Source organism: Mycobacterium sp. 29Ha (assembly GCF_032883055.1).
Taxonomy (GTDB): domain Bacteria; phylum Actinomycetota; class Actinomycetes; order Mycobacteriales; family Mycobacteriaceae; genus Mycobacterium; species Mycobacterium gallinarum.
In genome coordinates, this window is the sequence record NZ_JAMQTI010000024.1 from 34,898 (window position 1) to 56,348 (window position 21,451).

Consider the following 21,451-nt stretch of genomic DNA (forward strand, 5'->3'; position numbering starts at 1 on the left):
GAATCGACTCCGGCCGTGTCGGCCCGGCGGAGTCCGGCTGCGCCTTGTTCCCCGCACCACGGAATCCTGAAAGACTGGGCTCGATGACCGATATCGACCGACTGCATCGCGAGCTGATCGCCCGCGTCCTCGGCAGCGGCGGGACGGCGCCGCTCCAGATGCGCCGCGCGGCGTTCGAGGCCGCCGGCCTTGATGAGCCGTTGCAGTCCCTGGTCGACAAGGTGGCTCGTCACGCCGACCAAGTCAGTGACGACGACTTCAACGCCGCCTGCGCCCACGGTCTGAGCGAGGACCATGTTTTCGAGATCGTTGTGTGCGCCGCGGTTGGTGAGGCGGACCGCCAGTACACCGGCGCGCTCGCGGCGTTGGCAGCCGCCACCGGCGAAACCGGCGGCTCCCGATGAGGCTCGAAATCCTCGATCGCGGCCACCGCCTGCCCACGAAAGCCCTGCTCGCCATCATCCGGGTGGTCAGTGGTCATCCCGTGGTCGACGCCGTCAAGCTGGCGTTCTACCGACCCGACTTCTACGGTGCCGGGGCCCTAACCCATGAGGCGATGCGCGGGCCGTCGGACTGGTCGGTCGGCGACCGGGAGCTGATGGCGGCTGTAGTCGCCAAGGGCGTGGATAGTCCGTTCTGCGTCGCCGCGCACTCTGCTACGTCGACCCTGTGGTTCGGCGATGCCACGAAAGTCGCTGCCACCCTTGCGGATCTGGACACCGCGCCGATCGACGGACAACTTCGCGCCACGCTGCATATGCTCGCCAAGCTGAGCTGCGGGCAGGCGATCGATGTCGACGATATGCGTGGTGTGCTCGACGCCGGCGTCACCCGGGCGCAGATAGAAGACGCATTGGCCGTCGGTCTGGCTTTTGGAATCACCGCCCGACTGGCCAATGCGTTCGACTTCGATATGGCGACGCAGGCCGCGATGAATGCCGGCGCCAAACATCTCCTGCGGCGCGGATAATCGATAAGCGCCGCCGCTGAGCCTCCTGCGCTAGAACCAGACTTTTCGCCCGCCGACCGGACGGCCGACTGCGCCAAGGATCCACAGCACGACACCAACCACAATGAGGATTCCGCCGATGGTGTAGAGGATCGACAGGCTGGTGAAATAGCCGATCAACAGCAGGATGATGCCGAGGATGATCATGGTCACGCTCTTCTCTTGTATGTATTGCGTTGGAACTAACGGACATGTGATTTGCCCGATCCGTCAAATTCAAACCTCCGGCCGTGCCGGCACGTGTGCGCCTTCGGTAAGCCCGAGGGGTGCGGCGTAGCGTCTGGTGGACAACTACTGATGTCGGCGGCACGGGACAGATGTCAAGGGGATCTGAATGGCCTGGGATTTCAGCACCGAACCGGAGTTTCAACGCAAACTCGACTGGGTCAAGGAATTCTGCGAGGAAAAGGTCGAGCCGCTCGACCACATCTTTCCGCACGCCGTGCGTTTGCCTGATCCCGCGATAAAGGCCTATGTGCGCGAACTGCAACAAGAGGTCAAAGATCAGGGCCTTTGGGCGATCTTCCTCGACGAGGAGCTCGGCGGTCCCGGCTTCGGTCAGCTGAAGCTCGGTTTGCTCAATGAGGTGATCGGTCGGTACGCCGGAGCCCCACACATGTTCGGTGCCTCGGCACCAGACACCGGCAACATGGAGATGCTCGCCGCCTACGGGACCGAGGAGCAGAAGGAGCGGTGGCTCAAACCGCTGCTCAACCAGGACATCTTCTCGGCCTACTCGATGACCGAACCGCAGGGCGGCAGCGACCCCAACCTGTTCAGGACGACCGCAGTCCGTTACGGCGACGAATGGGTCATCAACGGCGAGAAGTGGTTCACCTCAGCCGGCCGGGTGGCCGACATCCTCTTCGTGATGTGCACCAACGGCATGTTCGTCGTTCCCCGTGACACGCCGGGTGTGGAGATCATGCCCGAGCCGCGCAACCACAATCACATCGTCTACCGCGATGTCCGTGTGCCGCTGGACCACCTTCTCGGTCCCGAAGATGGCGCAAAGACGTTGGCGCAGAGACGACTTGGTGGCGGCCGCATCCACCACGCGATGCGCACCATCGCGCAGTGCAACCTCGCCTTCGACATGATGTGCGAGCGGGCACTGTCGCGGGAGTCGCACGGCAAACTCATCTCCGATCACCAGATGGTGCAGGAGAAGATCGCCGAGTCCTACGCGATGATCAAGATGCTGCGCCTGTTCGTCCTCGAGACGGCTTGGAAGATCGACAACACGTCCACCCAGGAGGCCCGCACCGAGATCGCCGCCGTCAAGTTCACGATGGCCAAGACGCTGCGCGAAGTGTCGTTCAACGCGCTGCACATCCTCGGATCGCTGGGAACCACCGACCTCACCCCGATTCAGGCCATGTACGCGGCCGCGCCGACGATGGGTATCGCCGATGGCGTCGACGAGGTGCACAAGGCGACCGTCGCCCGCCGCGTGCTGGGCGGTTACACCCGCCACGAAGGCAACTTCCCGACCGAGTTCCTGCCCTACAAGCGGGAAGAGGCACGCAAGAAGATGCAGCCGCTGCTCGACGCGCGTCCTGAGTTGGCCGCGGCGGCCGAGGCATACGCGAAGTACTTGGGGCGCCGCCGCTGACGGCCTACCCGCCGGTTCTGACGTTGAACGGTAATCGCGCCGTTCCCAACTGGTTCAGCGATCCATCGGCGTTCATCGCGTACGCCGCGACGCCGCCCTCGCCGTTGGTCATCGACGGGTCGAGCGTGAGCCGGTAGCGCAGTGAGACGGTCTTGCCCTTCGGGAATTCCTGGACGTTCTCGTAACCGCCCATGAAGTCCGTACCCGTGCCCGCAGCGGGGTGCTCCAGCGGGGTCCAGCTGCCGGCAGCCGGATCGAAATAGTCGACGGTGCCCTTGGCGATAGGGAGCCCGTCGGGCACGCAGCTGCAATTCTCAAGCACCACAACAACACCCACCGACGGGTAGGAGACCGGGGAGGTGTTGCACAGCTCCACCTCGAATTCGACTGGTGCTGCGCCGGGGGTGACGGTGCCCGACGGTATGCCGCTGATCGAGACGTCGATCTGGTCGGCCTCTGACACCGCGTCATACCGTTCGACGACGGGCACGGGCCTGTTCGCCGGGTTGATGGCGCAGTCACCTGCCGCCACGGTCGGCGTGCTCGTCGTGGTCGGCGACGGCTCGGGCGCGACCGTCGTCGGCGCGGTCACCGTCGTTGTCACCGTGGTTGTCGCGGCCGGCGCGGTCGTGCCGGCACCGGTATCGGTCGTACTTGTCGAACACGCGGCAACCCAGGTGGCCGTGGCCATCGCGGCCGCCGCGAACAAGACGCGTGTGGCGGGGTTCGCTGTCATCGAATGTCCTCTGCGTGCTGGGCCGCGGGCAGGATGCACCGTGGTCGGTGCTGTCAGCCAATACCGGCGGAGTCCCTACCGATCCCAATTCGGCCGACTGCGGCTGCGCAGACCGGGCAGAGTCACCTGGCCAGGGCGGCGACGACCAGTCGCGAACCCGGCTGAATGGTCTCCTCCGCTGCCGGCCGGTCTGCGCCGCCTTGCGTACGAGCCACCGATAGATCGTTGGGAAACCGTAGGGTGAAGTCATGCGGATCGCCATCATCGTGCTGGGTTTGCTCGTCGCGTTCTTCGGCATCGTGTTCACCTTGCAGGGCTTCGGCGTCATCGTCAGCGACAGCCCGATGACCAACACCACCACCTGGTCGGTGCTCGGGCCGATCATCGCGGTCATCGGCATCGCCCTGGCCGTCTTCGCCGCGCGCCGCCGCCGTCCCTAACCGCAGGCCACGAGGGTCTGCGCGGCATCCAAAGCCCGACTCGTTCCGATGCTCGGGGTCCTCATCGTCCGCCGTCTCGGTCTGTGTGTAACACCTGAGTCTGACTAGCGATGAACCTTCTGAGATCAGCGCAGCGACCGCTCCTGGTCCAGGCAACTCGTCGGGGGAATTGAAGGAGTCGATAAACGTGGGTGCACCCCTCGAATTTTGCTCGAAGCGAGGCGTCGTCGCAGTTCTGGCGACCGGCGTCGTTATTTCACTGACCGCACTGACTGGGGGAATGGCCCCGGCGATCGCCGCTCCCGGCGACGACAGCGGGGTGACCACCACCGTGGTCGCCCCAGCGCCGGAGGTCTCGGCTCCCGAGCCCGTCGAGGAGGCCCCGCAGGCCCCCGCCGAGGCGCCGGCGCCCGTGGTGCCGCAAGCACCGCAGACCCAGGCTCCCGCTGAGGTCGAGCAAGCGCCCCAGACGCAGGCACCGGTGGAAGCCCCGTCAACCGCAGAGGCTCCTCCGGTGACGACCGTCGCGCCGGCCGAGCCCAGCGAGGCGGACGTGACGACGGCCTCGCAGGCTCCCATCACGCCTGCGCCGGGCACCGCGACGCCCGAGACATCGGCCGAGGCCACCACCGCGGCCGAGTCGCCCGAGTCCTCGACCGCGGCTACCACCGCCACCAGCCCGAGCGAGGCGGCGGAGTCGTCGGCGTCGACCTCCACTCCGTCGTCGGAGGCAGCGGAGTCGAGCACAGAGACCAGCGGAACGACCTCGCCCAGCGAGACCTCGACGAGCGAGTCGGCCGAGACGTCTGCGTCCGAGACGAGCAGCAACGAGTCCGAGACGCCGACGGTGTCCATCGAGCAGACCGCCAAGGAGATAGAGACCATCGAGCCGCAGACGCTCGAGGCCCCCGAGGAGGACGTCCAGCTCGCCAGCAAGGCAGCGCCCGTCGACGAGAAAATCCCCGCCCCGGCGCAGGAGCAGGAGCTCGCATCGTTCTCGAGCGAGATCTCGACGAGCCTGAAGCTCCCCGGCCTCGAGGTGAACACCAGCGCGACGACGAACTTCGCCGTCGATCCGCCGGTCGAGCTGATCAGCCCGGTGCGGCAATGGCGGCCGGACTGGGTGCAGTACGACGAGTACTACCGGCCGATCATCCTGAACCCGTATCGGAACCCGGTGCGCATCGTCTACATGTACGAGATGACGCCGCGGATCATGATCGTCCCGCCGCTGGGCAGGATGGTCTTCGAGGCTGCCCAGTACGCGGCTTACAGCTTCACCGCCGCCCTGCTGGCCCCGGTCATCGCGGCCGCCAACGTCGCACAAGCCGTGTCCAATATCGCGGTCGGTAGCTTCTTCGGCGGTGGCTATTACCCCGGTGTCGGAATGCCTCCGCCACCGCCCCCGCCGCCGGTGATGCGCTACGACAACGTGCCGGTGTTCGTGAACTACTCGAACGCACGGTATGAGCCGTTCCGGGTCAACCGCATCGTCGATGTGGGCGACGACCCGCAGTTCGGTGAGCGCAAGGTGCTGCTCGACGGCGTCACTCCCGCGTGGGGTGTCTGGAACCAGTCACCCACCGGTGAACGGCAATTCGAGGTGCACCGTACCCAACAGTTCCCCGGTCTCGAGGCGCCCGCCGAGGGTCCGCTGCCGGGTGACTACCGCCTGCGACTGGCGTCCGACGACACGTCGACGGGAGGCCTGTCCGGCCGCGACATCTTCCTCATGGTGTCGGCCGGCGTCATCGGGACACTGGGCTTCGGCGCCATCGGGTTGGCGTTCTTCCTGGGCCGCCGACGCAACCAAGGGATCTAACGTCCGCTCGCTGACCCGGTGCCCCCGCACCGGGTCAGCTTGCGTCAAGGCGCCGGCTCAGCCGGCGCCTTTTCCGTTGTCGATCCGATACACCGCACCGTGGATGGCGGCGGCGTCGTCGCTGGCGAGGAACGCGATCGCCTTCGCGACGTCGGAGGGTTCCATGAACCCGCGCGGGGAGGCGATCCGCATGATCAGATCCCAGTCGGCGTTCTCGGGAGCGGTGAACTCCGTCGCCTGCGGGGTCGGCATGCCGCCCGGGCAGAGCGCATTGACCCGGATGTTCGATTTGGTGTACTCGACGGCCAGCGCACGGGTCAGCCCGACCAGTCCGTGCTTGGCCGCGCAGTAGCCGGCGGAGTAGACCTCGCCCTCCACGCCGGCGATGGACGTGACGTTGACGATGTTGCCGCCGGTCTCCAACAGGTGGGGAAGCGCGGCGCGGCAGAGGTAGAACGGCCCGTTCAGATTCACCGCGAGATCGAGGTTCCACTCCTCGTCGGTCATCGTCGTCGTGTGCCGCATCTGGTGGAAGCCCGCGACATTCACCAGCACGTCGAGCCGGCCGAACTCCTCGACGGTCTGCGCCACAGCCCCCCGGCAGGCTTCCGGCGACGAGATGTCGACCGACGCATACTTCCCGCCGGGCACCGTTTCGAACACCGTCGCCATCTCGTCGGCCCGGCGCGCAATGCCGAAGACTTTCGCTCCCCGCTCCGCGAAAACCTGCGCCACGACGGCGCCCAATCCTGACGAGACGCCGGTGATCAATGCGACCTTGTCGCTGAGCTGAGTCATGGCGACACCTTAGGCATAGACGGGTCAGGTCCAGGCCCGGGGTCGCTCCGGAGGCACCGCGGCAAGTAGCTTTCGGGTGGAGTCGTGTTCGGGCGCGCTGAACAGCTCGGCGGCGGAACGGTACTCGACGGCCTCGCCGCCTCGCATCACCAGGACGTCGTGGCTGACCTGCTGTACGACGGCGAGGTCGTGGGCGATGAACAGGTAGGTCAATCCCAAGTCGCGTTGCAGCCGCGCCAGCAGATCCAGTACCCGCGCCTGCACCGAAACATCCAGCGACGCAGTCGCTTCGTCGAGGACGAGCAGTTCGGGTTCGCCGGCCAAAGCCCGCGCGATGCTGACCCGCTGGCGTTCACCACCGGACAGCTCGTGCGGATACCGGGACGCGAACGACGTTGGCAGACCGACGAGTTCGAGTAGCTCGTCGACACGTGCCCGGCGCGCCTTCTTGCCGTTCACCACCCGGTGCACCCACAGTGGCTCCTCGATCGCCGTGCCGACCCGGGTGCGGGGATTCAAGGTCGAGAACGGATCCTGGAACACCAGACTGATCCGCCTGCGCAGTGCCTTCTCAGCGGAGCCACGCACACCGAAAACATCGGCGTCGCCCAGTTTCGCCGCGCCCGCATCGGGTTTGACGAGGCCGGTGAGCGTGGCGGCCACCGTCGATTTACCCGAACCCGATTCGCCGACGAGCCCGAGGGTGGTGCCGCGGCGGATCGTAAACGACAGGTCCTTCACCGCATGGACGACCGACGAACCGAGCGGCGTGCGCACGTCGAAACGCACAACGAGGCCCTCGACGTCGAGCAACGTGTCGGCGTCATCGGCAGGCGGTGGGGGACCGTCGGCGCCGACGACGGGGCGGGCGTGCAACAGTTCGCGCGTATAGGGATGCTGGGGGCGATCGAATACATCGAGGACGGGCGCCTGCTCCACGGCGTGGCCGCCCTGCAGCACGGTGACCTCGTCGGCAATCTGGCCGATCACGCCGAGGTCGTGGCTGATCCACACCACAGCGGTGCCGAAGTCGCGCTGCAGATCCCGCACCAGGTCGACGATCTGCGCCTGCGTCGTCACGTCCAGCGCGGTGGTCGGTTCGTCGGCGACCAACAGTTCTGGGTCGCACGCCATGGCGATGGCGACCATCACGCGCTGCTTCTGTCCGCCGGACAGCTGATGCGGATAGGCGTGCAGACGCGTCTCGGGGTCCGGCAGTCCGACCGCCTCCAGCAGTTCGAGGGCCCGGTCGCGGGCCTGCCTGCGCGTCATCCGACGATGTGTCTCAAGGGATTCGGTGATTTGGCGTTCGAGCGTGAGCAGGGGATTGAGCGACGTGCCCGGATCCTGGAAGACGAAGCCGATGCGGCCGCCGTGCACGCTGCGCAACAGCCGATCAGATGCGCCGACGAGTTGGACGTCGCCGGCCAGCGTGCTCGTACCGGACACCGATGCGCCCGGTGCGTCCAGCAGTCCGGTCGCCGCGAGCACCGACATCGTCTTGCCCGATCCGGACTCGCCGACGATGCCCAGCGTCTGCTCGGGCGCCACGTCAAATGAGATGCCGTGCACGATCTCGCGTTGGCCGATGCGCACCCGTAGGTCGCGCACGCTCAGGGTCGGGTCACTCACCGCTGTCGCTCCTGCGCATTTCGCTCCTTGCGTGCGCGGGCCTCGATCATGGTGCGCTGCTTGGGATCGAGGACGTCACGCAGACCATCGCCCAGCAGGTTGAACGCGAGCACCGTCATGAAGATCGCGGCGCCTGGAAACACCGCCATCCACCACGCCATGGTGACGAACCCCTGCGAGTCGAAGATCATCCGACCCAGCGACGGCTGCGGCGGCTGAATGCCGAGACCCAAGAACGAGAGGGCCGCCTCCGACAGGATCGCGAACGCCAGCGACAGTGACGTCTGCACCACCAGCGGTCCGGCGATGTTCGGCACGATGTGCCTGCCGAGAATGTAGAGGTGGCCGGTGCCCATGCTGCGGGACACCGAAACATACGGTTCGACCCGAACACTCAGCGTGCTGGCGCGCGAGACGCGGGCGAAGATCGGTGTGTAGACGATGCCGATCGCGAGGATAGTGGTCGTCATGCCGGGGCCGAGAATCGCGACCACCGCGAGCGCCAGCAGCAGGACGGGGAACGCGAACATGACGTCAACGACGCGCATGAAGATCGTGTCCAGCCAGCCGCCGCGGTAACCGGAGACGACGCCGATCGTCACGCCGACGACGACAGCGAACGCCACGCTGATCACCGCAACACGTAGCGATGCCTGCGTCGCGACGAGCACGCGGGAGAACACATCGCGACCCAGTTCGTCGGTGCCGAACCAGTGCGCGCCGCTGGGACCCTGTAACGCGTCGGGCACGTTGACGTCGTTGACGCCAAAGGGCGCAATCCAATTCGCGGTGAGCGCCACGACGGCGATGACGATGAGGATCGCCCCGCTGACGACGGTGACGGGGTTGCCCAGCAACAGGCGCCACGAGGACACCCGCGTATCGGTGTCGGCGGTCATGACAGCCGGATCCTCGGGTCGACTACCGCGTACAGTGCGTCCACGATCAGGTTGATGAGCAGGAACAGCGCGGCGATGAGCAGCACCGCGCCTTGAATCACGGGATAGTCGCGAGTCGCCACCGAGTTGTACACGAGGCGGCCAAGGCCGGGCCACGCGAACACCACTTCGACGACGATGACGCCGCCGAGGATCGTCGCGAGCTGGATGCCGGTGATCGTCAGCACCGGGATGAGCGCGTTGCGCACGGTGTGCCGAAATGTCACGACCCGCGGCGACAGACCCTTCGACCGCGCGGTGCGGACGTATCCCATCGACGCGACCTCCAGCACCGCCGAGCGCACATACCGGGTCATGATCGCTCCGGCGACGAGCCCCACTGTCAGCGCGGGCAGCACGATGTGGCGCAGCCAGCCACCCGGATTGTCCAGCAGCGGTTGATATCCCGACGTCGGAAGCCAGCCGAGCGTCGTCGCGAACAGCGCGATCAGCAGGATGCCCATCCAGAAGTCCGGCACCGACACGCCGAACTGGCTGGCGACCCGGATGATCGCGTCGCTGACGCGACCCTCATGCAGCGCCGACCAGATGCCCGCCGGCACTGCGATCAGTAGCGCGACGACGATGCCGACCACGGCCAGCGATACCGTCGCGGGCAGTCGCTCCAACAGGATCACCGTCACCGGATCACCGTTGCGGAAGCTCACGCCGAGGTCTCCCGTCAGCGCCGAACCGACGTAGCTGAAGAATTGTTCGACGATGGGTTTGTCGAGACCGCTCGCCGACCTCAAGGCTTCGTACGCCTGCGGGCTGTAGCGCGTGCCCAATGCGATGCGCACCGGGTCTCCCGGTACGAGGTGCACCAACGCGAAGACGACGATCAGCACGCCGAGCAAGACGACCGCCGAATAGGCGAGCCGGCGCGCCAGGAAGCGCGCGATCGGATGAGTCACGAAGCGGGTCACTGTGACTGGCCTTGATCGAGTTGGACGTGGCGGAACCGGACTGCGCCGTCGCGCCGAGACTCGAAGCCGGAGACGTTGGTGCTCCACGCCTGAATCACGGACGGGTTGTAGAGGTAGATGTAGCTGACCTCGTCGGCGATCTTTGTCGCCGCGCGGGCGTAAACATCGCCGCGCGCTTTGCGATTCGTCTCGACCCGTCCGGCATCGAGCAGTCGGTCGACCTCCGGATCGGAGAACTTCTGCGCATTGCTGGTGCCGCCGGTGTGGTGCTGTGCGTAGTAGAAGTCGTCGGGATCGATATTGCCGAGCCAGCCCATCATGAGCATGTCGAAGTTGCCGTTATTCTGCTCGTCCAGCCAGGTGGCGAAGTCGACGGTGCGGATGTTCACCGTGATGCCAAGTGGTGCAAGGTTATCCGCGATGACCTGCGCGGCCGTCACCGTCTCCGGGTATTCGCTGGTGACCAGCATGTCGAGGTCGGCGTTGGTCACCCCGGCTTCCTGCAACAGACCCTTGGCCTTCTCGATGTCGTAGCCGTATCGGTGGTAGTCGGTGTACCAGGGATTGCCCTCGGGGATCGCGAGCTGGTTGGCCGCAGCAGTGCCGTAGCTGGTGGCGGTCACGATCGCGTCCCGGTCGATGCCATAGGCGACGGCCTGACGGACCCGCACGTCGTTCCAGGGTTTACGCGCCTCGTTGAGTGCGAGATACCAGTAGTCGTTGCTAGGGGTGACTGCCAGGTTCACCGAGTCGTCGTCGCGTAGCTGTGTCACTCGTTGGGGCGGGATCGAGTCGGTCCAGTCGACCTCGCCGGCCTGCAGCGCCGACAATGCCGTCGTCGGCTCGGAGATGAAGCGGTATGTCACCCCCGAAACGCTCGGCGGGCCATCCCAGAACGACGGGTTCGCTTTGAGGGTGATGGAATCGCCGCTCTTCTGACCGCTGAACGAGAACGGGCCGGTGCCGATCGGATGCGTGGCGATCTGGCCACTCTCGACATTGGCACGTTGCACGATCGCCATGCCCTTGAAGCCGCCGATGTTCGTCAACAGGTTCGGTGTCGGCTGCTCGAGACGGATCACCACGGTCTCGGCGTCAGGGGCGCTGACATCGGTGACGGCGCTGAACTTGTCGACGTTGGTCAGCTGCTCGTCAATGATGCGGCGATACGAGTACACGACGTCGTCCGCGGTGAACGGGCTCCCGTCGTGAAACGTGACACCCGGCCGCAGGCGGAACGTCCAGGCGAGCTGGTCCGGGCTGACGGTCCACGACTCGGCCAGTGCCGATCGCATCTCGAGGTTGGCATCCGGTTCGACCAGCGTGTCGAAGACGTTTTCGAGCACCTCGAACGAGAAGTATGCGCTGGTCTTGTGGGGGTCGAGCTGATCGGGTTCGCCTGCGATCGCGGCGATGAGATTGCCTGACGACTCGCCGCCGAGGTCCACCCGCTGGCCGGTCGAGCACGCAGTGAGGCCGGAAAAAAGGGTGACGACAGCGACCAACACCGCCAGTCGTCTCATCGCCATCACCCCGAACGCATCTACCCGCTCGGTCAGGGGCTTGAAACGCCGGGCGCGGTCAAAGGGGTGACGGACCAGGCTGTGCACTGGAATACTGCACGGGATTCAAGGTCTTCTGCCGGGTGAATGGGGTGCCATCGTGAGGTTCGTCAAGGGGTTTGTCGTGGCCCTCCTCGGGATTGCCACCGCTCTCGGGGTCGTTGCATCGGCTCAGGCGCAGGGCCCGGCCGCCAGGGCGCCGGGTACTCCGGAAGGCGTCTATGACGTCAACATCGACGGTCAGGCGCAAAGCACTTGGGAGATCTGGCCGATCTGCGTGCCGACGGTGGGTGACCTGCGTGATCCGCTGCTGTTGCCGGTCGCGTGCTCGTTGAAGGTGGGGCCGTCCAATCTGGCCGGCCGTGATGCGCGCATGGTCGACGGAATGTGGCAATTCGTCTACAACGACGCCAAGCGCACATGTCCCGACGGCACCACAGCCCCGCAACAGGTGATCTTCCGATTCGACGGGTATTCATTGACCGGCCAGATGAAGGTGCTGCACGGCGATGAGTGCGGCGATGCGCCCGCAATGGTCGTTGCGCCGCTGACTCTGAAGTTCAACCGGCCGCTGTCGATCCCCGTCACCCAGTACCCGCTGCAGTGTGAGCCGGGCGGGTTGCGCCGCTGTTTCTGAGTTGCCTGGCGACTCCTCGATCGGGAAGGTCGACGGGTGGCCGTACCGCGCGATGCAGTTCAAGATAGGACTGCGGGCCCTAGACGGTGAATCCGCCGTCGACGTTCCAGTGCGCGCCGGTGATGTATCCGGTGTCGGGGCCCGCCAGATAGCTGACCACGCCAGCGACGTCACTGGGCTGACCATAGCGACCGCCGGCCATGACTTTCTTTGCCATTTCGGCGAATTCGCCTTCGTCGGGGTTCATGTCGGTGTTGATTGGGCCCGGCTGGACGTTGTTGACGGTGATGCCGCTGGGCCCGAGGTCGCGAGCCAGGCCGCGCGTCAATCCCGCGACGGCGGCCTTCGTCATCGCGTACACCGCCAGGCCGGGACCCGGGACCTGGTCGGCGTTGATGCTGCCGATGTTGATGATGCGTCCACCCTCGCCGAGGTGGGCGAGTGCTGCCTGGATCGCGACGAACACGCCGCGGATGTTGATCGCCACGATCTTCTCGAACTGGTCGGCCGGGAAGGATGCGACGTCGCCCAGGATCGCGATGCCTGCGTTGTTGACGAGGATGTCGAGGCCGCCGAGCTTGGCGACGGTTTCCTCGACGGAGTGGGTCACCTGTTCGGGGTCGGCGGCGTCGGCCTGGATCGCCACGACCGTCGCACCGTCGGCGGCGACTTCGGCGACCAGCTTCTCGGCCTCGGCCGTCGACGCGCCGTAGGTGAATGCGACAGCGGCTCCGTCGGCGGCCAGCCGTCGCACGATCTCGGCCCCGATTCCCCGTGACGCCCCGGTGACCAGTGCCCGTCGTCCCGCGAGTGGCTTTCCGCTTGCTGTTGTCATGGCGTGGATAATGCCGCAGAAGCGGTAAACATTCCCGGGCTTGCCGACCGTGCTTGTCAGACGTGGCAGGCACGCTCTCTGGAATGGATAGTGATGAGACGTCGGCGTCATCAATTGATGACGCGGCTGGGGCGGATAGTGCCTGGGGTGGGGTCGGTCCGAAGCCGTGGTGGTTAGACCATCCGGAGTTGGAGGCCGCTCGTCAAAGGGTGCTCGATGAGTTGGGCTGGGCGCCGGGCGAATGCGACGAGCCCGAGCCAGTGCCCTGCGACGAGTTGGCGGGGGATAGTGCCGACGCAACGGCGTCATCAATTGATGACGCGGCTGGGTCGGATGGTGCCTGGGGTGGGGTCGGTCCGAAGCCGTGGTGGTTAGACCATCCGGAGTTGAAGGCCGCTCGTCAAAGGGTGATGGACGTGATAGAGCGTGCGCCTGACAGGCCGGGCGACGACGCCGGGCCCGACCGAGTGCTGAACGACATGCTCTCCGGCGCGAGCGTGCGCGAGCTTCGTGAGGCTCGCGATGATCTCGCTCGCGCGCAGGCTCGCTACGCCGAAGCCGTCCGGTCCGGCCGTGATTGTGGACTCTCATGGGGCGAAATCGGATCCGTACTCGGCGTTCCCAGGCAGCTCTTACACCGTCGGTTCGCGCGGCGGCTAGGGTCACGACGGGGGCCGAGCGAAAGGTAACGGATACCGCGTGACTGTTGACTCTCAGAAGAAGCGGATCGTCGTCTTCGGCACTGGCTTCGTCGGCCAGATGGTGATCCCCGAGATCGTCAAACATCCGCTGTTCGAACTGGTCGGCGTCGGAGTCAGCAACCCCGACAAGGTCGGCCGCGACGTCGGAGAGGTCTGCGGTCTCGACACGACGCTGGGAATCACCGCCACCGACGACATCGACGCGCTGATCGCGCTCAAACCCGACGCCCTGGTGCACTACGGACCCACCGCCGCGCACGCCGAGGAGAACATCAACCTCATCACCCGGTTCCTACGGGCGGGGATCGACGTCTGCTCGACGGCGATGACCCCTTGGGTGTGGCCGACCATGCACCTCAACCCGCCCAACTGGATCGAACCCATCACCGCGGCCTGTGAGCTCGGCGAGGCGTCCTGTTTCACCACCGGCATCGATCCCGGCTTCGCCAACGACCTGTTCCCCATGACGCTGATGGGGCTGTGCTCCGAGGTGCGTACGGTACGTGCTTCCGAACTGCTCGACTACACGAACTACACCGGCGACTACGAGCGTGAGATGGGAATCGGCAGGCCCCCCGAGAAGAAGGCCATGCTCGAAACCCCCGACATCCTAGTCTTCGCCTGGGGCGGAACCGTTCCCATGATCGCGCACGCGGCGGGCATCATGCTCGACGAGATCACCACGACCTACGACAAGTGGGTGACCCCCAACGAACGCAAGTCCGCCAAGGGCGTCATCCCCGCGGGGAACGTCGCGGCCGTGCGGTTCACGATCAACGGCCTCTACCAGGGCAAGACCCGCATCCAGCTCGAACACGTCAACCGGATCGGCGACGACGCCGCACCCGACTGGCCGACCGGCAACCAGAACGACGTCTACCGCGTCGACATCGAGGGGACGCCGAGCATCTTCCAGGAGACCGCATTCAGGTTCACCGACGGCTCGGGGCGCGATGCCGCGGCCGCCGGGTGCCTCGCGACCGGCCTGCGCGCGCTGAACGCGGTGCCTGCCGTCAACGACCTGTCCCCGGGCTGGGTCACCGCGCTCGATCTACCACTGATTCCCGGGTTCGGGACCATCCGCTGAGTAACGTTTTCGCCGTCTGATCAGATGGACATCTCCGGACAACAATCTGATCGAGACGGGAAGACATGTCAGAGGGGCTAGGGCTCTCGATAGGTGCCACACGCCTGACCGCGGTGGTCGTGGGCCGAGCGGCGCTGTCGCGTACCGCGGTGCTGACGCGCTTTGGGCACCGGCCGCCCGAGGTGGGGGTGCCCAGCGAGAATCCCAACCTCAACGAGCGTGGACTGATCCTCACCGACTTCGTCGACCGAGTCGGTGACCCGGTCGGCATCGTCGCGGCCGACGGTTCCACCCACCTCGCCGACGGTGTGCTCGCCGATGCGCTGCGCGCCCTGTTGCTCACCTTGACGGGCGGCCGGCCACCGGTCGACCCGGTCGCGGTCACCTATCCCGCACACTGGCGTCCGGCGGCCGTCGAAAGCCTGCGCAATGCGCTGGCCGCGTTGCCGGAGTTCGGCACCGCGCCGCTGGTGTCCGACGCCACCGCCGCCGTACGGGCGCTGCAGGACGACCCGGGTGTGCCGACGCGCGGCGTCATCGCGCTGTGCGACTTCGGCGGCACCGGGACGAGCGTCACGCTGCTCGACGCCGACGCGGGCTACGCGCCGCTTGCTCCCACCGTTCGCCACACCGATCTCTCCGGTGATCTCGTCGACCAGGCCTTGCTCACCCACGTGATCAACGATCTGTCGGCGGCGGGAAACATCGACCTGTCGGGTACGTCGGCGATCGGCTCGCTGACGCGTCTGCGGGCCGAGTGCCGCAACGCCAAGGAGCGGCTGTCCACCGCCAGCGTCACCTCGTTGATGGCCGACGTGCCCGGACACCGTGGCGAGGTGAGGCTGACGCGCAACGAACTCGACGACGCGATCCGTCATCCGGTCACCGACTTCGCTGGCGTGCTGCAGGAAACGTTGGAGCGCAACGGCGTTCGCGAACTTGCTGCGATTGCCACCGTCGGCGGAGGAGCGCGAATCCCGATCATCACAACAACGTTGTCCGACCGCTTCCGGGTACCGATAATCACCAACGGTCAACCCGAGCTGACCGCGGCCATCGGCTCCGGCCTGACGGCCGTGCGCGGAACCGTCGACGACGACCAGACAGCCATGGCCGCTGCCGCCGCTGCGGCGGCGCCCGCCACGCAGATGGCACCCGAGGTGGTTCCGGCGGCCGACGAGATGGCTCCGTCGGGCCAGTTCGGGGCACTGGCATGGTCGGACGCCAACGACGTTCCCGACGTGGCGCCGACCGGTCACTACGAGTACGACTCGCCTGCCGACCCCGACGACGTCCGGCCGCAGATCCAGTTCCAGCCCGACCCGCATGACGACGAGCGCTCGGCGAAGGCGCTGCCCTGGTACCGCCGGCCCGAGGTGGCGCTGGGGGCAGGCGTGTTGGTGGTGCTGGTCGCACTGGCGGCGGCCCTCATCTTCGTGATGCGCGACGGCGATACCCCGCCGGAGACGGCGTCGACCACGGCCCCCTCACAGCCTCCGGCCACGAGCGCGGAGGCGCCTTTGCCGCCGGAGACGCAGGCCCCGCCACCCGAGACCGCCACGCAGGAGGCGCCACCGCCGCCGGTGACCGAGACGGTGACCGCATCCCCGACCGAACCACCCCCGACCACTCCGCCGCCCCCGGAGACGACGACCGCGCCTCCTCCGCCGACCAGCGAAGCGCCGCCACCCACGACCACTCAGCCGCCGGCAAGCACGCCACCGCCGCCGCCGACCGTCCCGACGCTGCCCTACGAGACGATTCCCGGTCTGCCCTTCGTCCCGAACCCGATCCAACCGCCGCAACCGGCGCCTTAGCGTCGGCGGCGGTTCTAGGCTGGCGGCCATGACGACCGATGGCTTGCTTTTCGACCCCAACACCTACGACCCGCCGCAGTTCGATGCCGAAACGCGCAGGTTGTTGCGTGCGACCATCGACTGGTTCGAAAGTCAGGGCAAGAAGCGCCTACTGGATGACGATCTGGCCGCGCAATGGCCGGCCGACTTCGTCGACTTCGTCAAGCGCGAGAAACTGTTCGCGACGTTCCTCACCCCGTCGGAATTCGCCGCGGGCGACCCGGACAAGCGCTGGGATGCCGCGCGCAACGCCGCCCTCTCGGAGATCCTCGGGTTCTACGGGCTGACGTACTGGTACACCGAACAGGTCACCATTCTCGGCCTGGGACCCATTTGGCAGAGCGAGAACAAGGACGCCAAGCTGAGGGCAGCCGACGACCTCGACGCCGGCGAGGTGATGGCCTTCGGGTTGTCCGAACGCTCCCGCGGCGCCGACGTCTACAACACCGACATGGTGCTGACGCCGGCGAGCGAGGAGGACCGCGCGAACGGCATCCTGTACCGGGCGACGGGGGAGAAGTACTACATCGGCAACGGCAACGTCGCCAGCATGGTGTCGGTATTCGGACGGCGCGGCGACGTCGAGGGCCAAGACGCGTACATGTGGTTCGTCGCCGACAGTCAGCACGACGACTACCACCTGATCGACAACGTCGTGCACATGCAGATCTACGTCAGCACCTTCCGGTTGGACAACTATCCGGTGCGAGAGGAGGACATTCTGCACACCGGCGTGGAAGCCTTTGCCGCGGCGCTGAATACGGTCAACGTCGGCAAGTTCAACCTGTGCTCGTGCTCCATCGGCATGTCAGAGCACGCCTTCTACGAGGCGATCACCCACGCTCAGAACCGCATCCTGTACGGCAACCCGGTCACCGAATTCACCCACGTACGAACCAACTTCGTCGACGCGTACTCGCGGCTGATCGCGATGAAGCTGTTCAGCCAGCGCTCCGTCGACTACTTCCGTGCCGCGAGCCTCGATGACCGCCGATATCTGCTGTTCAACCCCATGACCAAAGCCAAGGTCACCATGGAGGGCGAAACCGTGCTGCGGGCGTTGCACGACGTGATCGCCGCCAAGGGATACGAGAAGGACACGATGTTCCGCGAGGTTGCACAGTTCATCGGCACCCTGCCGCGACTGGAGGGCACCGTGCACGTGAACGTCGGCCTGGTGCTCAAGTTCATGCCGAACTACATGCTGAATCCCAAGGAATATCCGCCGATCCCGATGCGCAACGACGCTGCGGACGACACATTCTTCTGGAACCAGGGGCCGACGCGGGGTGCTGGAAAGGTGCAGTTCGCCGATTGGACTCCGGTGTACGAGGCACATGCTGGCATTGCGAATGTCGCGGTGTTCTACGACCAGGCCAAGGCATTCCGTGAGTTTCTCCTGACCGCCGCGCCCGACGCCGACCAGCAGAAGGATCTCGACTTCCTGCTCAACGTGGGACATCTGTTTTCGTTGATCGTGTACGGACAGCTGATCCTGGAGCAGGCCGCGCTGACGGGCCTGGACGCCGACATGCTCGACCAGATCTTCGATTTCCAGATCCGCGACTTCAATATGTATGCCGTTGCGCTGCATGGTAAGCCGACCGCGACGACGGCCCAGCAGGACTGGGCGCTGAGCGCGATCCGCAAGCCCGTTCCCGACGCGGAACGGTTCCATCGGGTCTGGGAACGGGTCAAGGCCTACGACGGCGCCTACGAGATGGCGCCCTAGCGGCGGCGCACACCCGTCACCGCCGACCGCGGTAGGCGGCCCGCGCGAGAATGGCCGACGAGTCGGTCGCCGTCGACGATGACGTCGAAGTCGAGGTTCAGCCGCATCGGCTTACGCACCGACTGGCTCCACGTAATCCGTTGTCCATCAACCACGATGCCCTGTAGCGCAACCGTCTCGTCCTTGCCGGTCGCGGAACCGGTGAGGGCGCCGTCCTGTTCGGTGAAGGTGTAACGCACGGCGAGCGAGCCGATCGGTGTCTTGATCGTGACGTCCCAGTCTCCGGCAATGCTCATGCTGTCCACACCGTCCCTCGTCGTTCGTAGGCGAACAACTCCTCGACCGCGAGGGCGACCGTCGCTCCGTAGAAGCGGTCGAGCAGATGGAGTGCGAGGTCCAAACCGGAGGTGACGGCTCCGGACGTCACCAGGTCGCCGTCGTCGACGACCCGGGCGTGCACTGTGGTCACGCCGGTAGCCTCGAGCAGGTCCATGCCGAGGTGGTGGGTGACCGCGTTACGGCCCTCCAGCAGCCCACCCATCGCCAGCGCGAGCGAGCCTCCACACACCGTGGCCACGGTGACATCTGGATTCTCCATCGCCTTGCGCAGCAGCGGAATGGCTGCGGATTCCGCGAACCGTGCGAGCAGGACGGGGATGGTGTCGACCTCGTCAGGATCGCCGTCGATCGGCCCGGACGCGCCGGGCACGACGATGAAGCCGGGCTTCGACGGGTCGAGCTGCGCGGTGGCATGCAAGACCATTCCCAGGGTCCCACCGAGCACCTCCCTAGGCCCCTCGGCAGACACCAGTTCAACCTGGAGTTCGCCTCCGGCGAAGTCACTGCCGGCGGCAAGCACTTCGAACGGTGCGGTGGCGTCGAGCGGATCGAACCCGTCGAACAACACGATCTGTGCGTACACACGGTGATCGTCGACCCGTTTCGGCGCGGTTGCCAGTGGCCAGATCGCCACATATCGCCAAGATATTGCCAAGTCCTGTTATGGTGCCGGTATGCATGTCGTCGCTGTGCTGGCGCTGCCAGACACCATTGCTTTTGATCTGGCAACCGCGGTCGAAGCCTTCGGTCGGGTCCAGTTGCCCTCTGGCGCACCGGGATACCGCATCGTGGTGTGCGGGTCACAACCGGAGATCACCGCCGGGCCGCTCCGCATCGCCACCGACCACGGCCTCGAAGCGATGGCCGATGCCGACACCATCGTCGTCCCCGGACGTAACGACCCCACCGTCGATACCTCCCAGGAGGTGTTGTCGGCCCTGACCGCCGCCCATGCTCGCGGCGCGCGGATCGCATCGATCTGCTCAGGTGCCATCACCCTGGCCGCCACCGGATTGCTGGACGGTAAGCGCGCGACGACCCATTGGATCGCCACCGAGTACTTTCGCGCGCGCTTTCCCGCCGTCGACCTCGACCCCGATGTCCTCTACGTCGACGAGGGCCAGGTGCTGACATCGGCGGGCGCATCGGCCGGTTTGGACCTGTGCCTGCACATGATCGCTCGCGACTACGGAGCCGCGGTGGCGGCCGACGCGGCCCGACTCGCCGTGGCACCCCTGCATCGCAGCGGGGGACAGGCGCAGTTCATTCTCCGAAATCAGGCGGCTGTCAAACACATTGCCGAGCGCACCGAACTCGACGACGTACTCGCGTGGATCGAACAGGAAGCACACCGCGATGTGACGTTGCACGACATCGCGGCCCGCGCCGCGGTGAGCGTGCGAACTTTGAACCGGCGATTCCAGTCCGAGACGGGTCAGACGCCGATGCAATGGCTGACCGGAGTGCGGGTCCGCCATGCTCAACAGCTGCTCGAGAGCACCGCATACGGTGTCGAAAGGATCGGCCGTGAGGTCGGCTTCACCTCCCCGGCCAATTTTCGCGAGCAGTTCCGGCGGCTGACCGGAGTAGCACCCCTGAACTACCGCAACACCTTTCGTGAGCGGATGGCAAGCTGATGGCTACTACTTCGATTGTCGCTTCACCAGCACCACATGCGCCATCGGAATCTGCGTCTGCTCCGGCGATGCCGCCAGCCGACTGACCACCCCGGCCTCGAGCCGATCGAAGAACTCCGTCTTGCGTGGGTCGGCGTGGCCTCCTCCGAGCGAGCTTGCGAACGTGGGGAACGCCGCGGCTCGGCAGAACGCCCCCCACTGAGCACCGAAAGCCTTGGCATCCTTGTCGATTTGGTACTGCTTGAAGAAACGGTCTTCGGCGTCGAAAAGGTCGAGTTGCTCGATCTCGAGATTCTCGAACCGCCCGGAGGGCGCAAAGCACGCGCGGAAGTCGGCAGCGTTGCGTCCGGCGATCGGCAGTACCATCCGGTGTTTCTCGTCCTCGGTGATCAGCCCGGCCGCGGTGAGTTCGGCCACCGCGTCGTACATGCTGTCGAGGAGCGGGTGGTACCCGAAGTCGCCGGACTCATCGATACCCGGCGTCATCACCACTATCCGTCCGCCGGGCGCCAACTCTCTGCCACGGAATGCGACGAACTCGTGCCAGTCGTGCGCGGCCTGACGCGCATACTCGGCTTTGACACGCTCGTCGCTGCTGTAGGCGACGTGGATGTGGTCGGGGACCGGCGCGGGCACGCGGCTGAGCCATTGGATCGCCCACGAACTCCAACCCAGGTTGACGCTGTTGGACGGGAGGATCTGCGCGTAAAAGGAGCGACCCACGGCCGAGGCGAATGTCGCCGCATCTTTTCGCAGGTAACTGTCCGGGTCGTCACTGAGTGTCTTGAACAATGCCGTGAAGTCGTTGTCCGGCAGGTCGGTGTGGACGACCAGGATCGAATGGTCGTGTCGGGTTCGCTTGCGCAGCACAGCGATAGCCGCGCACATGGGCAGAAGAGAGTTGTGGCCGTTGGCTGCGCCGTAGTCGGCGACGACGATCGGCCCTGGTTGCTTGGGCAGCGGTACCGCGTCGGCCGCCTTCTCGAATATCGCCATGGCCGCAGGCAGTCCTGCGGCCTGAAGCCGGGAACTGGCCGTGTAGGAACCGCTCTCCATCGGTTCAGGCCGCACGACGATGCTTGACTCAGGCATCGCGACCTCCGGGACGTGTGGGCAACGGGCAGCTGGGGCGTACCCACGACCGTAGTC

21 protein-coding genes are annotated in these 21,451 nt (G+C 66.0%); 10 read left to right on the top strand and 11 right to left on the bottom strand.

The features are described from left to right. The first annotated feature begins 83 nt into the window (after positions 1 to 83). Positions 84 to 404, top strand: coding sequence for a hypothetical protein (locus M1248_RS25585; protein ID WP_163729478.1), 321 nt, complete (start codon positions 84 to 86; stop codon positions 402 to 404). Then, on the top strand, positions 401 to 970 hold the full coding sequence (locus tag M1248_RS25590) for an alkylhydroperoxidase AhpD family core domain-containing protein (RefSeq protein ID WP_317150106.1): 570 nt from the start codon (positions 401 to 403) through the stop codon (positions 968 to 970). Before M1248_RS25585 ends, M1248_RS25590 begins: the two co-directional genes overlap by 4 nt. 30 nt (positions 971 to 1,000) lie before the next feature. Here the strand turns inward: M1248_RS25590 and M1248_RS25595 are convergent, their stop codons facing one another. After that, entirely contained in the window at positions 1,001 to 1,162 is a 162-nt protein-coding gene (locus M1248_RS25595) for a hypothetical protein (protein WP_163724392.1), read from the bottom strand. Positions 1,163 to 1,343: 181 nt separating this feature from the next. Here M1248_RS25595 and M1248_RS25600 point away from each other — a divergent pair, with 181 nt between their 5' ends. Next, a complete protein-coding gene (locus M1248_RS25600; RefSeq protein ID WP_317150107.1) occupies positions 1,344 to 2,624 on the top strand; it encodes an acyl-CoA dehydrogenase family protein in 1,281 nt (426 codons plus the stop codon). Between the two features lie 4 nt (positions 2,625 to 2,628). Here the strand turns inward: M1248_RS25600 and M1248_RS25605 are convergent, their stop codons facing one another. After that, entirely contained in the window at positions 2,629 to 3,360 is a 732-nt protein-coding gene (locus tag M1248_RS25605; protein ID WP_163729473.1) for a hypothetical protein, read from the bottom strand. A 248-nt stretch (positions 3,361 to 3,608) separates the two neighbouring features. Between M1248_RS25605 and M1248_RS25610 the strand changes: the two genes are divergently transcribed. Beyond that, a complete protein-coding gene (locus M1248_RS25610) occupies positions 3,609 to 3,800 on the top strand; it encodes a hypothetical protein (RefSeq protein WP_163729471.1) in 192 nt (63 codons plus the stop codon). 187 nt (positions 3,801 to 3,987) lie between these two features. Then, positions 3,988 to 5,622, top strand: a complete 1,635-nt coding sequence (locus M1248_RS25615; protein ID WP_163729470.1) for a hypothetical protein — start codon at positions 3,988 to 3,990, stop codon at positions 5,620 to 5,622. 57 nt (positions 5,623 to 5,679) lie between these two features. Here M1248_RS25615 and M1248_RS25620 read toward each other — a convergent pair whose 3' ends face one another. Genes M1248_RS25620 through M1248_RS25640 form a run of 5 tightly spaced genes read right to left on the bottom strand, consistent with a single transcriptional unit; the run spans position 5,680 to position 11,439 of the window. Next, positions 5,680 to 6,420 carry an SDR family NAD(P)-dependent oxidoreductase gene (locus tag M1248_RS25620; RefSeq protein ID WP_163729467.1) on the bottom strand — a complete coding sequence of 247 codons (741 nt, stop codon included), beginning with the start codon at positions 6,418 to 6,420 and terminating at the stop codon, positions 5,680 to 5,682. Positions 6,421 to 6,444: 24 nt separating this feature from the next. Continuing rightward, positions 6,445 to 8,052 (bottom strand): ABC transporter ATP-binding protein, encoded by a 1,608-nt coding sequence (locus tag M1248_RS25625; protein ID WP_317150108.1) that lies wholly within the window; start codon positions 8,050 to 8,052, stop codon positions 6,445 to 6,447. Beyond that, positions 8,049 to 8,951, bottom strand: a complete 903-nt coding sequence (locus M1248_RS25630; RefSeq protein WP_163729463.1) for an ABC transporter permease — start codon at positions 8,949 to 8,951, stop codon at positions 8,049 to 8,051. Before M1248_RS25630 ends, M1248_RS25625 begins: the two co-directional genes overlap by 4 nt. Continuing rightward, positions 8,948 to 9,916 carry an ABC transporter permease gene (locus tag M1248_RS25635; RefSeq protein WP_163729461.1) on the bottom strand — a complete coding sequence of 323 codons (969 nt, stop codon included), beginning with the start codon at positions 9,914 to 9,916 and terminating at the stop codon, positions 8,948 to 8,950. The genes M1248_RS25630 and M1248_RS25635 overlap by 4 nt, the downstream gene beginning before the upstream one ends. Beyond that, the gene (locus tag M1248_RS25640) at positions 9,913 to 11,439 is read right to left on the bottom strand and encodes an ABC transporter substrate-binding protein (protein WP_163729459.1); all 1,527 of its coding nucleotides are present in this window, start codon (positions 11,437 to 11,439) and stop codon (positions 9,913 to 9,915) included. Before M1248_RS25640 ends, M1248_RS25635 begins: the two co-directional genes overlap by 4 nt. Before the next feature lie 139 nt (positions 11,440 to 11,578). Here M1248_RS25640 and M1248_RS25645 point away from each other — a divergent pair, with 139 nt between their 5' ends. Continuing rightward, a complete protein-coding gene (locus M1248_RS25645) occupies positions 11,579 to 12,115 on the top strand; it encodes a hypothetical protein (RefSeq protein ID WP_163729456.1) in 537 nt (178 codons plus the stop codon). A gap of 79 nt (positions 12,116 to 12,194) precedes the next feature. Here M1248_RS25645 and M1248_RS25650 read toward each other — a convergent pair whose 3' ends face one another. After that, positions 12,195 to 12,950: a 3-oxoacyl-ACP reductase family protein gene (locus tag M1248_RS25650; protein WP_163729453.1), complete on the bottom strand. Its 756-nt coding sequence runs from the start codon at positions 12,948 to 12,950 to the stop codon at positions 12,195 to 12,197. A 699-nt stretch (positions 12,951 to 13,649) separates the two neighbouring features. On the opposite strand from M1248_RS25650, the gene M1248_RS25655 reads away from it, so the two are divergent. From M1248_RS25655 to M1248_RS25665, 3 genes are all read left to right on the top strand, one after another. Next, entirely contained in the window at positions 13,650 to 14,738 is a 1,089-nt protein-coding gene (locus M1248_RS25655) for a dihydrodipicolinate reductase (RefSeq protein ID WP_163729450.1), read from the top strand. 65 nt (positions 14,739 to 14,803) lie between these two features. Then, on the top strand, positions 14,804 to 16,555 hold the full coding sequence (locus M1248_RS25660; protein WP_163729449.1) for an Hsp70 family protein: 1,752 nt from the start codon (positions 14,804 to 14,806) through the stop codon (positions 16,553 to 16,555). A 28-nt stretch (positions 16,556 to 16,583) separates the two neighbouring features. Beyond that, positions 16,584 to 18,326 carry an acyl-CoA dehydrogenase family protein gene (locus M1248_RS25665; protein WP_163729447.1) on the top strand — a complete coding sequence of 581 codons (1,743 nt, stop codon included), beginning with the start codon at positions 16,584 to 16,586 and terminating at the stop codon, positions 18,324 to 18,326. Here the strand turns inward: M1248_RS25665 and M1248_RS25670 are convergent. Both M1248_RS25670 and M1248_RS25675 read right to left on the bottom strand, forming a co-directional pair. Then, entirely contained in the window at positions 18,323 to 18,622 is a 300-nt protein-coding gene (locus M1248_RS25670) for a hypothetical protein (protein WP_163729445.1), read from the bottom strand. The two genes, M1248_RS25665 and M1248_RS25670, sit on opposite strands and share 4 nt — an antisense overlap. Then, a complete protein-coding gene (locus M1248_RS25675; protein ID WP_317150159.1) occupies positions 18,619 to 19,248 on the bottom strand; it encodes a DJ-1/PfpI family protein in 630 nt (209 codons plus the stop codon). Before M1248_RS25675 ends, M1248_RS25670 begins: the two co-directional genes overlap by 4 nt. Before the next feature lie 91 nt (positions 19,249 to 19,339). Here M1248_RS25675 and M1248_RS25680 point away from each other — a divergent pair, with 91 nt between their 5' ends. Further along, positions 19,340 to 20,302 carry a GlxA family transcriptional regulator gene (locus tag M1248_RS25680; protein ID WP_317150109.1) on the top strand — a complete coding sequence of 321 codons (963 nt, stop codon included), beginning with the start codon at positions 19,340 to 19,342 and terminating at the stop codon, positions 20,300 to 20,302. Positions 20,303 to 20,308: 6 nt separating this feature from the next. Here M1248_RS25680 and M1248_RS25685 read toward each other — a convergent pair whose 3' ends face one another. Beyond that, positions 20,309 to 21,394 (bottom strand): SAM-dependent methyltransferase, encoded by a 1,086-nt coding sequence (locus M1248_RS25685; protein ID WP_317150110.1) that lies wholly within the window; start codon positions 21,392 to 21,394, stop codon positions 20,309 to 20,311. Positions 21,395 to 21,451 lie beyond the last annotated feature (57 nt).

Bases quoted from the DNA above. Each gene is read 5' to 3' on its own strand.
- M1248_RS25590 (WP_317150106.1), top strand. From the start codon at position 401: ATGAGGCTCGAAATCCTCGATCGCGGCCACCGCCTGCCCACGAAAGCC.
- M1248_RS25585 (WP_163729478.1), top strand. From the start codon at position 84: ATGACCGATATCGACCGACTGCATCGCGAGCTGATCGCCCGCGTCCTC.
- M1248_RS25650 (WP_163729453.1), bottom strand. From the start codon at position 12,950: ATGACAACAGCAAGCGGAAAGCCACTCGCGGGACGACGGGCACTGGTC.
- M1248_RS25670 (WP_163729445.1), bottom strand. From the start codon at position 18,622: ATGAGCATTGCCGGAGACTGGGACGTCACGATCAAGACACCGATCGGC.
- M1248_RS25660 (WP_163729449.1), top strand. From the start codon at position 14,804: ATGTCAGAGGGGCTAGGGCTCTCGATAGGTGCCACACGCCTGACCGCG.
- M1248_RS25665 (WP_163729447.1), top strand. From the start codon at position 16,584: ATGACGACCGATGGCTTGCTTTTCGACCCCAACACCTACGACCCGCCG.
- M1248_RS25605 (WP_163729473.1), bottom strand. From the start codon at position 3,360: ATGACAGCGAACCCCGCCACACGCGTCTTGTTCGCGGCGGCCGCGATG.
- M1248_RS25685 (WP_317150110.1), bottom strand. From the start codon at position 21,394: ATGCCTGAGTCAAGCATCGTCGTGCGGCCTGAACCGATGGAGAGCGGT.
- M1248_RS25620 (WP_163729467.1), bottom strand. From the start codon at position 6,420: ATGACTCAGCTCAGCGACAAGGTCGCATTGATCACCGGCGTCTCGTCA.
- M1248_RS25610 (WP_163729471.1), top strand. From the start codon at position 3,609: ATGCGGATCGCCATCATCGTGCTGGGTTTGCTCGTCGCGTTCTTCGGC.
- M1248_RS25630 (WP_163729463.1), bottom strand. From the start codon at position 8,951: ATGACCGCCGACACCGATACGCGGGTGTCCTCGTGGCGCCTGTTGCTG.
- M1248_RS25640 (WP_163729459.1), bottom strand. From the start codon at position 11,439: ATGAGACGACTGGCGGTGTTGGTCGCTGTCGTCACCCTTTTTTCCGGC.
- M1248_RS25600 (WP_317150107.1), top strand. From the start codon at position 1,344: ATGGCCTGGGATTTCAGCACCGAACCGGAGTTTCAACGCAAACTCGAC.
- M1248_RS25680 (WP_317150109.1), top strand. From the start codon at position 19,340: ATGCATGTCGTCGCTGTGCTGGCGCTGCCAGACACCATTGCTTTTGAT.